The sequence below is a fragment of the Actinoplanes sp. NPDC026623 genome, assembly GCF_040638275.1.
Taxonomy (GTDB): Bacteria; Actinomycetota; Actinomycetes; order Mycobacteriales; family Micromonosporaceae; genus Actinoplanes.
On sequence record NZ_JBEZXZ010000255.1, the window covers coordinates 1 to 11,018 of the forward strand.

The 11,018-nt window shown below is 73.7% G+C and carries 8 protein-coding genes and 1 pseudogene; 3 read left to right on the top strand and 6 right to left on the bottom strand.

Annotation, left to right across the window (positions count from 1 at the left end; translation table 11 throughout):
* Positions 1 to 2,252: glycine--tRNA ligase subunit beta (gene glyS, locus AB0F10_RS40700; protein ID WP_360638411.1), on the top strand; the 2,252-nt coding region annotated here is incomplete at its 5' end.
* Positions 2,253 to 2,259: 7 nt separating this feature from the next.
* The gene (locus tag AB0F10_RS40705; protein WP_360638414.1) at positions 2,260 to 2,712 is read left to right on the top strand and encodes an NUDIX hydrolase; all 453 of its coding nucleotides are present in this window, start codon (positions 2,260 to 2,262) and stop codon (positions 2,710 to 2,712) included.
* Positions 2,713 to 2,727: 15 nt separating this feature from the next.
* Here AB0F10_RS40705 and AB0F10_RS40710 read toward each other — a convergent pair whose 3' ends face one another.
* From AB0F10_RS40710 to AB0F10_RS40725, 4 genes are all read right to left on the bottom strand, one after another.
* Positions 2,728 to 3,912: an MFS transporter gene (locus AB0F10_RS40710; RefSeq protein WP_360638417.1), complete on the bottom strand. Its 1,185-nt coding sequence runs from the start codon at positions 3,910 to 3,912 to the stop codon at positions 2,728 to 2,730.
* Positions 3,913 to 3,961: 49 nt separating this feature from the next.
* A complete protein-coding gene (locus tag AB0F10_RS40715) occupies positions 3,962 to 5,608 on the bottom strand; it encodes a GNAT family N-acetyltransferase (protein WP_360638420.1) in 1,647 nt (548 codons plus the stop codon).
* A 73-nt stretch (positions 5,609 to 5,681) separates the two neighbouring features.
* On the bottom strand, positions 5,682 to 6,914 hold the full coding sequence (locus AB0F10_RS40720) for a DUF6271 family protein (RefSeq protein WP_360638423.1): 1,233 nt from the start codon (positions 6,912 to 6,914) through the stop codon (positions 5,682 to 5,684).
* A gap of 285 nt (positions 6,915 to 7,199) precedes the next feature.
* Positions 7,200 to 7,826, bottom strand: a complete 627-nt coding sequence (locus tag AB0F10_RS40725; protein ID WP_360638426.1) for a hypothetical protein — start codon at positions 7,824 to 7,826, stop codon at positions 7,200 to 7,202.
* 235 nt (positions 7,827 to 8,061) lie between these two features.
* Between AB0F10_RS40725 and AB0F10_RS40730 the strand changes: the two are divergent.
* Positions 8,062 to 8,226: pseudogene (locus AB0F10_RS40730) on the top strand (Lrp/AsnC ligand binding domain-containing protein); the annotation flags it as partial.
* Here the strand turns inward: AB0F10_RS40730 and AB0F10_RS40735 are convergent.
* Both AB0F10_RS40735 and AB0F10_RS40740 read right to left on the bottom strand, forming a co-directional pair.
* The gene (locus AB0F10_RS40735; RefSeq protein ID WP_360638429.1) at positions 8,206 to 9,546 is read right to left on the bottom strand and encodes a M1 family metallopeptidase; all 1,341 of its coding nucleotides are present in this window, start codon (positions 9,544 to 9,546) and stop codon (positions 8,206 to 8,208) included. The pseudogene AB0F10_RS40730 and the gene AB0F10_RS40735 sit on opposite strands and share 21 nt — an antisense overlap.
* Positions 9,543 to 11,018, bottom strand: a 1,476-nt coding sequence (locus AB0F10_RS40740; protein ID WP_360638432.1) for a Pls/PosA family non-ribosomal peptide synthetase, incomplete at its 5' end; no start/stop codon positions are given. The genes AB0F10_RS40740 and AB0F10_RS40735, both read right to left, overlap by 4 nt.

Genomic DNA, 11,018 nt, shown 5'->3' on the forward strand with positions numbered 1-11,018 from the left:
AGGCGTTCAACGTCCTCGACTCGCGCGGCGCGGTCTCGACCGCCGACCGGGCCGCCGAGTTCGCCCGGATGCGCCGCCTCGCCGGCGACGTCGCCGAGCTGTGGCAGGCCCGGCGCGAGGAGCAGGGACACCCCCTCGGCCTGGTCGAGGCGGCCCAGCCCGCCGAACCCGCCGTTGCGGTGCGGACCGGCGACACGCCCCGCACGCTGGTCTTCGAGATCGGCACCGAGGAGCTGCCGCCGAGCGAGGCCCGCGCCGCGCGCGAGGAGCTGCGCAAGGCGATCACCGACGGCCTCGCCGCGACCCGGCTGCACCACGGCGAGATCGAGGTCCTCGCGACACCGCGGCGCCTGATCGCGGTGGTCGCGTCGGTCGCGGCCAAGGAGGAGGACCACGTACGCGTGGTCAAGGGCCCGAAGGTCGCGGCCGCGTTCGGCGCCGACGGCGCGCCCACCCGGGCCCTGCAGGGCTTCCTGCAGGGACAGGGCGCGACCCTCGCCGACGTCGAGCAGCGCGACGTCAAGGGCGCGCTGCACGCGGTCGTCGTCCGGCAGGAGGCCGGAGGCTCGGCGCCCGAGGTGCTCGCCGGCGTGCTCTCGAAGATCGTCAGCGGTCTGCGTGCCTCGAAGAACATGCGGTGGAACGACCCGCAGCTGTCGTTCAGCCGCCCGGTGCGCTGGCTGACCGCCCTCTGGGGCGACGACATCGTGCCGGTCGCGGTGTCGACGCTGGCCGCCGGCCGCACCACCCGCGTGCTGCGCACGGCGTCGTCGCCGGTCGTCCCGGTGGCCTCGGCGGAGACCTTCCTCGAGACCCTCGCCGCCAACGGCATCCTCACCGACCCCGAGGCGCGCCGCGCGGCGATCGCCGGCGGCGCCGCCGATCTGGTCCGCTCCGCGGGCGCCATCGACCTGGACGGCGAGGCGGCGCTGCTGAACCAGATCACCTACCTCGTCGAGGCGCCGACGCCGCTGCTCGGCACGTTCGACCCGGGCTACCTGACGCTGCCCGAGGCCGTGCTCACCTCCGTGATGCGCAAGCACCAGCGCTACCTGCCCGTCCGCGACGCCGCCGGCGCGCTGCTGCCGATGTTCGTCACCGTCGCGAACGGGCCGGTCGACGTCGGCCTGGTCCGGGCCGGCAACGAGGCGGTGCTGCGGGCCCGCTACGAGGACGCGGCGTTCTTCTACCGCGCCGACCGCCAGACCCCGCTGCCGGCGATGCGGGAGCGGCTCACCCGGCTCACCTTCACCGACAAGCTCGGCTCGATGGCCGACCGCGCCGGGCGCATCGCCGCGCTCGCCACCGCGCTGGCCGGGCCGCTCGGCCTGGACTCGCCGACCCTGCGGCGGGCCGCCGAGCTGGTGAAGTTCGACCTCGGCTCCCAGCTGGTCACCGAGATGACCAGCCTGGCCGGCGTGATGGCCCGCGACTACGCGCTCAACGCGGGCGAGAGCGAGGCCGTCGCCCAGGCCGTCCACGAGGCCGAGCTGCCCCGCAACACCGGCGACGACCTGCCCGCCGGCACCGAGGGCGCGCTGCTGTCGCTCGCCGACCGGCTCGACCTGTTCATCGGGCTCGCCGCCACCGTCGGGCTGCCGACCAGCAGCAGCGACCCGTTCGCCGTCCGGCGCGCCGTGCTCGGCCTCGTCGCCGTGCACCGGGCCCACCCGGCCCTGGCCGCGCTCAACCTCGACGACGCGCTCGCCGCCGCGGCCGCGCTTCAGCCGGTTCCGGTGAGCGAGGGGGTCCTCGCCGCGTGCGGCGTGTTCCTGGCCAAGCGGTTCGAGCAGAATCTGCTCGAGGAGAACCGCCCGCTCGACCGGGTCCGGGCGGTCCTGCCGCAGTACGCCCGCCCGTCGCTCGCCGCCGGCCTGCTCGACCAGCTCGACTCGCTCGTCGCCGCCGACTCGGACTTCGTCGCCGTCGTCGCGGCGATCCAGCGGGCCCGGCGCATCGTCCCGCAGGACACCCCGGCCGGGTACGACCCGGAGGTGTTGAAGGAGCCGGCCGAGGTCGCGCTGCACGAGGCGGTCGCCGCCACCCTGGACGACCTGCGTTCGTCGCCGGAACCGGACCTCGTCCGCTTCACCGCCGCGACGAGCCGCATCGTCGCCCCGATCGCGGAGTTCTTCGACGACGTGTTCGTCATGGCCGACGACCCGACGATCCGCAAGGCCCGGCTCGGCCTGCTGGCGACCGTCCGCGACCTCGGCGCCGGGCTGCTCAACTGGGCCGAGCTGCGTCTCTGACCCGCCGATGACCGTCCACGAGGATGCCGCCGACCCGCCGGTGCGGGTCGGCGTCGGCGTGTTCGCCGTGCGCGGCGGCGCCTTCCTGATGGGCCGCCGCGACGGCGCGCACGGCGCGGGCACGTGGTCGCTGCCCGGCGGGCACCTGGAGTTCGGCGAGTCGTTCGCCGCCGCGGCCCGCCGTGAGCTGTGGGAGGAGACTGGCCTGACGATCGCGAACCCGGAAGTGCTCGCGGTCACCAACGACGTGTTCGCCCGGGAGCGCCGGCACTTCGTGACCGTGTGGATGGTCGGCGACGAGGTCGGCGGCGAACCCGTCGTCCGCGAGCCGGACAAGTTCGCCGACCTGACCTGGTGCGACCTGGACACGCTGCCGCAGCCGCTGTTCCAGCCGTGGCGCGAGCTGTTGCGGATGCCGGCCCTGGCCCGCCTCGACGCGATCGTGCGCGCCGGGCGCTAGGGCGCATCTGGCGGACTAGGCCTGCGCCCAGCTGCCGTCCAGGTCGGCCGGCTCGTCGCGCCGCTCGGCGCGGCCGGACCAGCGGATCGGCAGCACGCACAGGACACCCAGCCAGGCGGTTACCGCCACCGCGCCCAGGCCCCAGGCCAGGTTGCTGCCCTCGGCGATGAAGCCGATGACCGGAGGGCCCGCGAGCAGCCCGCCGGTGCCCATCGCCGCGACCAGGGTGAGCGTGGCGGAGCCCTCGCGGGCGGCGGCCACGTACAGGCACGGCGACACCGCCGCCATGCCGAGCCCGACGCAGGCGAACCCGGCCAGCGCCGGGACCACGCCGCCGATCAGCAACGCGACCGCCAACCCGGCGCCGGCCAGCACGCCGCCGGTCAGCACGACGCGCTTGTCGCCCCAGCGCTCCCGCCAGCCGTCGGCGAACAGCCGCGCGGCCACCATCATGGCCGAGGTGACCGCGATGCCCAGCGGCAGCAGGTGCTCGGCGGCGTGCGCGATCTCCTTGAGGTAGAGGGCCGACCAGTCGGTCATCGCGCCCTCGGTGATGGTGGCGAAGAGCATCGCCAGTCCCAGCCAGACGGTGGCACCGGACGGCCGGGCCCACCGGCGGCCGGTCTGCTTCTCCGGGGCCGGCAGGTCCCGTTCCAGCAGGGCCGGCCGCGCGGCGAACACGAGCAGCAGCAGCACGACCCCGGCGATGGTGAAGTGCAGGGTCACCGAATCGCTGAGCGCGGTGACGCCGGTGGCGACCAGGGCGGCGGCGAGGATCCCGCCGCTGAACAGCGCGTGCAGCCGGGCCATCGTGTTGCGCTGGAACGCCGCCTCCAGGGCGGCGCCCTGGGCGTTCATGGCCACGTTGAGGCAGCCGACCGCGACGCCGTCGACGAGCAGCACGGCCAGCGCGGAAGGATAATTCGGTACGGTGGCCAGCCCCGCGAGGGCCGCGACCAGGACGAGCACCGACCCGACGGCGAGACGCCGGGAGCCGAGCACCACCATCAGCCTCGCGACCAGGGGGAACGACACCAGGGCGCCGACGCCGGCCGCCAGCAGCAGCACGCCCACCTGGCCGGCGCTCAGGCCGAGGCGTTCGGTGAGCGCGGGGATGCGCGCCGCCCACGTCGAGTACTGAAAGCCGAGGGAGAAGAACAGCGCGGCGATGGAGAGCTGAGAGCGCCGGAACTCGCTCATGGCATCGCCTTGGCCGGGCGCCGAGCTGATGATTCGCTCGCAGGCTCGCTCATTCGGGGCATGAATCTCGGCTTTCGTCGGCGATCGTGCGGGACATGTAGACGGCGTCCGGGCCGTATCCGGCCGGCAGGGCTATCTCGCGATGGGCGCGGTAGCCGCGCGCCGACCAGAAGCCCGCGGTGCCGCCGACGGCGACCAGGGAGATCCGCTCGTACCGGAAGGATCTTGCGGTGTCGGTGAGGTGCCGCAGCATGCGTTTCGCCCAGCCTCGGCCGCGGAACCCGTCGCCGACGACGATGTCGTGCAGGTGCAGGTTCGACGAGCTGAACACGGTGTCCTCGGCGCGGGACGGGTCCGGGAACCGGAACGGCGGATAGGGCAGGGCGAGCAGGTATCCGGCGACCCGGTCGCCGGCGTCCAGGACGAACGAGGTCGCCGGGGAGCTGCGGGCCCGGGACTCCAGCACGTCGGGGCCCTCGGAGAGCCCGGCCGCGGTGTAGGCGCCCGCCTCCAGGGCGGCGATGGTGTTCCAGTCGCCGGGGCCGATCGGCCGGACCCGCTCCGCCCGGACGGTCACGCAGGGCAGCGGGCCGTAGCCGTTGAAGCCCCGGGTGGTGTAGCTGGTGGCGTAGGCGCCGGCGGAGTGGATCCACACCGGGTCCCCCGAGGCGAGATCCTCCGGTACGGGCACCGGCGCGCCGCCGCCGAGCGTGTCGTCGCTGTCGCAGGTGGGGCCGGCCACGATGGCCGCGACGCTGCCGCCGCCGGTGCGGGTCGGGAACTCCATCCGGTAGCGGAGCTGGTCGCCCTCGTACAGCCCGTTGAAGCGGCCGCAGCTCAGGTAGAGCCAGACCCGGCCGCGCCGGGTCAGCCGGGTGACGTGGGCGCGGATCGTGCCGTGGTCGGCGACGAGATGCCGCCCCGGCTCGACGACGACGGCGAGGTCGCCGCGCGCGGAGTCCCGCAGCCGCCGCAGGCCGGCCCGGATGGCGGCGAAGATCTCCGCGGTCGGCGGGGTCAGCGGGCCGCCGTCGCGGTCGAGGTAGCCGGCGGCGGGCAGCCCGCCGCCGAGGTTGACGTGGTCGAGGCGGATGCCCCGGGCCTCCAGCCGGGGCAGCACGGCGGCGAGATCGTCGAGGGCCCGGCGCCACGCGCGTACGGTCATCTGCTGCGAGCCGACGTGGACGGACAGGCCCGCGGGGACCAGCCCGTGCCGGCGCGCCTCGTCCAGGACGCCGACCGGGTCGTCGCTGCCGCACTTGCCGGTGAGCCCCCACACCGCGCCGTCGCCGGTGGTGGCCAGCCGGCAGAACACCCGGGCGCCCGGCGCGTGCCGGGCGACGGCCCGCACGTCCTCGACGCAGTCGGTGGCGAACGTGGTGATGCCCAGCCGGTGCGCGGCGGCGATCTCCGAGTCGGACTTGACGGTGTTGCCGTAGTGCACGTTCCCCGGGGCGGCCCCGGTGCGCAGGGCCTGCTCGATCTCGCCGGGGCTGGCCGCGTCGAATCCGGCGCCGCGCTCGGCCAGGCAGGCGAGGACCTCGTCCACCGGGCACGCCTTCATCGCGAAGCGCACCGTGACGCCCGGCAGCTCGGCGCGCAGGGCGTCGTACTGCGCCTCGATGCCGGTGAGGTCGTAGACGATCCGGTCGCGCTCGGCGCCGGCGAGGGCGGACCGGACGTGCGGGCGCTCCATGAGCAATTTTCGACCTGCCCTCGGGCCAGGGGTGTCCAAGCCGCCGACCGCCGCCCCGGCCACGTTGAAGGGCTCAGTCATCGCGCAGGCTGGTGCCGCGGGCGGCCTCGATCAGCGCCGCCCACGCGTCGATGAGCAGCGCGAAGTCGTCGATGTCGCGGCATGCCTCGGCGAGCAGGCTCGCACGGCGTTCGCGGATCTCGTCGGCGACGGCCGCGAACCGCCCGCCGAGCCCGCGGTACGCGCGCTCCAGGAGGTCGATCTTGACCTCGTTGGGTTCCCGGCTCCGCCACGCGCTCTCCCGCACGATCGCGGCGATCGCGGCCGGGTCGTCGTCGGTCATCCGCTCGTAGATGAAGTGGAGGTAGTACATGGACAGAATGAACTTCGCGAACCGCATCTGGTACGCGGCGAAACCGGCGTCGGTCTTGCGTTCGGCGGTGTGGAAATTGACGATGTGCCGGTTGTGCAGCACGCCCGGCAGCCGGGCCTTGTCCGCGACGTGGATGAGGAAGTAGTCGCTGCCGATGGTGTCGGTCGCCGGCGGCAGCGGAATCCGCTCGTGCAGCCCGTGGAAGCTGATGTTGTGCATGTCCACCCGCATCGGGTCGACGACGCCGAGCACCGCGGTGTCGCCGTCGAATGGCTCGCTGCCGGTGAACGACTCCTCGACCAGGGCGCGTTTCTCCTGCTCCGAGGTGCCGTCGGCGGCCCAGAGGCTGACCAGGTCGTAGTAGGCCTCGTGGTCGCGTACCTCGCCGAGGTCGACGGACATCTCGCCGACGAACGACGCGCCGACCATGGCGACGGTGGCGTCCCGCAGGGACGGGTCCAGCCGGTCCTCGAGGGCGCCGGCCCGGTGCGCGGGCAGGCCGAGCGACAGCAGCTCCGGGTGGATCGGGAAGACCTTCTCACCCCGGTACGTCTGGAAGAAGCTGTCCGAGTCGCGCCGGTGCACCGACTCGCAGCCCAGCGCTGCCGCGATGAGGAACGCCCGGTTGGTGCAGGCGCCGTACGAGAGGCGGTCCGGCAGCAGCAGGTCGGCGACGAGGTCGGGCTTGGCCACGCCGGAGCGCCGGATCATCCGCCGCAGGAACTCCCGCTGGGCGGGCTCGTCCAGGTGCCAGACGTCGTCCGCACCGCTCAGCGTGCGCGCGTGCGCCGCGAAGTCCGCGGAGGAGTCCAGGACCAGCAGGCAGACCTCGACGTCGAAGTGCTCGCGGGCGTAGGCGGCCTCCGCGACCACCTCGGCGAGCGTGGCGGTGCACTCCCGGTTCGTCGGAACGGTCAGGCAGACGCGGCGCACCCGCGCACCTCCCGCCTTTTCCACGTGGCCGGGGCGCGGTTTCCGGCGGCGGTCGACGGCTCGGACACCTCTGGCCCGAGGCCAGGTTGAAAATTGCTCACTGGAAACCCATCCGCATTACTCCCGTACCGAAATTGAGGCGCCGAAATACCTGGCCAGGGTCATGCGGAACCGTTCATCCCCGTATTCACGCGGGCGAATCTATCATGATCAGCTGTGACCGAAAAGGAACCTTACGGTGACGGTTCGGGCAACCCCGCCCGGATGACCGTCCAGATTGGCTGGTCACCCCCGGTCGAGGGCTTCGCCGCCCGGCCGATGTGTCGTTGGGCACGCCCATGATCGCTTCCGGACCCGGGCGAGCATGAGGACGCTCGCGACGATGCCGGTGACGCCGAGCGCGATCAGGCGCGGATCGCAGCGGTACAGGCCGTACGCGGCCCAGCAGGAGACCTCGCCGAGGGTCAGGCGCCAGGTGCCGGCCGAGACCCCCGAGGGCCGCCGGGTCCGGTACGCGGTCACGATCGACGGCATGACCTGGACCATGGCGGCGGCCGCCAGCAGCAGACCCAGCACCCGGGTACCCGCGACGGCGGCGGCGCCGGCCAGCAGGCCGGCCCACCCGCCGACCCACGCCGCGGAGCGGACGCCCGCGCGCCCCAGCCCGGCGAGCAGCACCGCTACCGTCGTCGCGAGGAGCGTCGCCGCCGTCGCCGGCACCAGCGCCGTCCGGTAACCGGCCGACGCGAAGTAGCCGAACCAGGCCGCGTTGTTCACCGCGGCGAGCGCGGCCCAGGACCAGGAGACCCCGGCGGGATCACGGGTGCGGCGCAGTTTCGCGATCTGCGGCAGATACTGCGGAATTCCGAAAGCCGTCGCAATGAGCGGGAGGGAGTCGAATAGATGTCCCATGCGCCCGCCCCGGTTTCTCGCGGCAATTTCCCGACGCCGGAAGAATATGTCAGGACTCGCGCATCTACTGTGCTACTTCATTCTCGAATCGACCGATTCGAGCTAGAATCCGGCGCATGGACGCCATTGATCGCAAGATTGTTGCGCTCCTGGAGGCGGACGGCCGCATCACCGTCACCGAAGCCTCGCCCGTGTCGCCGAGGTCCGTCACGCGGATCGGCTCTTCGGCGACCCCGACTACATCGTCCGCGTGGCGACCGCCGACCTCGCCGCCTACCAGCGCGTCCGGGACGAGAAACTTGCCACGCTGCCCGGCGTGCAGCGGCTCACCTCGACGATCGTGATGAAGAACGTCGTCGACGAGCGCCCCTATCCGCAGCTACCGCGGCAGCGGGGGTAGCGCCGGGCGGTCGAGCCAGGCGGCGAACAGGCCGTTCAGCGGCTCCTTGGCGAAGCGCTGGGCGTGCGCCCGGAACTGCTCGGTCGTGACGGTCGCGTGCCGGTGCTCGGCGACCCAGGAGCGCAGCAGCGCGAAGAAGGACTCGTCGCCGACCCGCTTCCGCAGGGCGTGCAGCGTGAGCGCGCCGCGCTTGTAGACCAGCGGGTCGAACATCCGGTCCGCGCCGGGATTCGCCACGACGACGTCCGCCGGGCGGGCCGCGACGCGGGCGTACCACCGGGCCGCCATGGTGTCCGTCGGCAGGTCGCCGCAGACGCCCGACCACAGCCACTCGGCGTAGGTGGCGAAGCCCTCGTTGAGCCAGATGTGCCGCCAGTCCGCGACCGTGAGGCTGTTGCCGAACCACTGATGCGCCAGCTCGTGCACGACCAGCCGCTCGTGGGTGCGCCGCCCGTCGACGTGGTTGCGCCCGAACACCGCCATGCCCTGCGCCTCGATCGGGTCGTCGAGGATGTCGTCGGCGACCACGACGACGTAGTCGTTGAACGGGTACGGCCCGAAGAGCCGCTGCAGCACCTCCATGATCTCGCCGTGCCGGCCGAAATCGTGCGCGAACGCGGCCCGCAGGGCGCGCGGGATCGCGGCGCGCTGCACGACCCCGCCCGCGGTGAGGTCGACCAGTTCGTACCGGCCGATCTGCACGCTCATCAGGTAGGGGGCGGTGGGCTCGCGGCGCTCGTACACCCAGGTGGTGCTGCCCGCGCCGCGGCGCCGGGACACGAGGTCGCCGGTCACCAGGACGGCGTACGGCGAGGAGGTCGTGACCGCCACCCGGAAGGCGGCCTTCTCGCCCGGCCGGTCGTTGCACGGGAACCACGACGGTGCGCCGTTCGGCTGGCTGGCGACGATCACCCCGTCGGTGAGCTCGTCCCACCCGACGTCGCCCCACCGGCCGGAGATGGGCACCGGCTTGCCCCCGTACCGGATGTCGACCCGGAAGGTCTCGCCGGCGAAGATGGGGCGCTCGGGCCGGATCTGCAGCTTGTCCGGCCGGTGCGCGTACTTCGCCGGGCGGCCGTCCACCCGGACGTCCTGGACCCGGAAGCGGCCGAGGTCGAGCGTGAAGCGCGACAGCGCCTGCCCGGCCACCGCGGTGACGGTGGCCCGGCCGGCGAGCCGGTTGGACACGACCCGGTAGTCGAGGTCGAGGTCGTAGTGCAGGACCTGGTACCCGCCGTTGCCGTGCTGGGGAAGGTATGAATCGGTCGAATGGTCGGCACCGGGCAGTGCGGCGCGAGCGCCCGGCACCCTACGGATCATGCCCGGCGGGCGGCCGGCGCCGACCAGGTCGCGATCGGGTTGCCGAGCCAGCGGCTGTCCTCGGGCACGGCGTCGCCGCGGGTCACCAGCGAGCCGGGGCCGACGGTGGTCCGCGCCCCGATGCTCGCGCCGGGCAGCACGATGCCGTGCGGGCCGAGCGCGGCCCCCGCGCCCAGCGTCACCTCGTCCATGCTCATCACCCGATCATGGAACAGGTGGGTCTGCACCACACAACCGCGATTCACCGTGGCGCCGTCGCCGAGCCGCACCAGGTCGTACTCGGGCAGCCAGTAGGTCTCCAGCCACACGCCGCGGCCGATCTTCGCGCCGAGCGTGCGCAGCCACGCGGTCAGCAGCGGGGTTCCGCTGGCGAAGCGGACCAGCCACGGCGCGGCGAGCACCTCGACGAACGTGTCGGCGAGCTCGTTGCGCCAGACGAAGGAGGTCCACAGCGCGCGATCGGCGACCCTGAACCGCCCGACCAGCAGCCACTTCGCGGCCGTCGCGGTCGCGGCGGCGACGATCGCCGCGGCGACCAGCACCGGGCCGGCGGCCAGCGCGGCCGCCCACGCCCCGGCGATCTGCCACGCGGACGCCAGCGCGGCGAGAACGCTGACGGCGAGGGCTGCGGCGATCATCACCGGCACGATACGGCACAGCTCGATCGCCGCGCGGGCCAGTTTCAGCCGGACCGGCGGGTCGAAGGTGCGGCTGGTGTCGGCCGGCTCCACGGTGCGGCGCAGCGGCATCGGCGGGGCGCCGAGCCACGACGAGCCCTTCTTCGCCTTGCGCGGCGCCGACGACAGCACGCCGACGAGGCCGCGCTTGGGCACCGACCGGCCGGGCGCCGCCATCCCGGAGTTGCCGAGGAACGCCTGCTTGCCGATCCGGGCCGGCGCGACCCGCAGCCAGCCGTGGCTCAGCTCGTACGTGGCGACCATGGTGTCGTCGGCCAGGAACGCGCCGGCGCCGACCGTGGTCATCGCCGGGAGCGCGAGCACCGTCGAGGCCTCGACGCCGCGACCCACCTTCGCGCCGAGCAGCCGCAGCCACACCGGCGTGAACAGGCTGGCGTAGAGCGGGAACAGCCCGACCCGGGCCATGCCCATCAGCCGCTCGGTCACCCACACCTGCCACGCCACCCGGCCGCGCACCGGGTGGTATCCGGCGCGCAGGCCGATGCTGAGCGCCCGGACGGCGACGAGCACCAGCAGCGCATAGCCGACGAGGTAGGCGACGGTCGCCACCGCGACGGCGGCCGCCACCGCGGCGAGGTTCGGCCGGTACGCGAGCGTCCAGCCGAGCAGGGCGAGCGCCGGCAGGGCGGCCACCACCGGCACCAGCCCCAGCAGTTGCGCGGTCAGCCCGTACGCGGCGGTCCAGAAGCGGGATCGCAGCCGGGGCCGCCGGGGGCGGGGTGCGGGGGCGCCGCCCCCGGGCCGGCGGGGGCGGGCCCCCCGTGGCGCCCCCCC

Bases quoted from the DNA above. Each gene is read 5' to 3' on its own strand.
- AB0F10_RS40710 (WP_360638417.1), bottom strand. From the start codon at position 3,912: ATGAGCGAGTTCCGGCGCTCTCAGCTCTCCATCGCCGCGCTGTTCTTC.
- AB0F10_RS40705 (WP_360638414.1), top strand. From the start codon at position 2,260: ATGACCGTCCACGAGGATGCCGCCGACCCGCCGGTGCGGGTCGGCGTC.
- AB0F10_RS40715 (WP_360638420.1), bottom strand. From the start codon at position 5,608: ATGGAGCGCCCGCACGTCCGGTCCGCCCTCGCCGGCGCCGAGCGCGAC.
- AB0F10_RS40735 (WP_360638429.1), bottom strand. From the start codon at position 9,546: ATGATCCGTAGGGTGCCGGGCGCTCGCGCCGCACTGCCCGGTGCCGAC.
- AB0F10_RS40725 (WP_360638426.1), bottom strand. From the start codon at position 7,826: ATGGGACATCTATTCGACTCCCTCCCGCTCATTGCGACGGCTTTCGGA.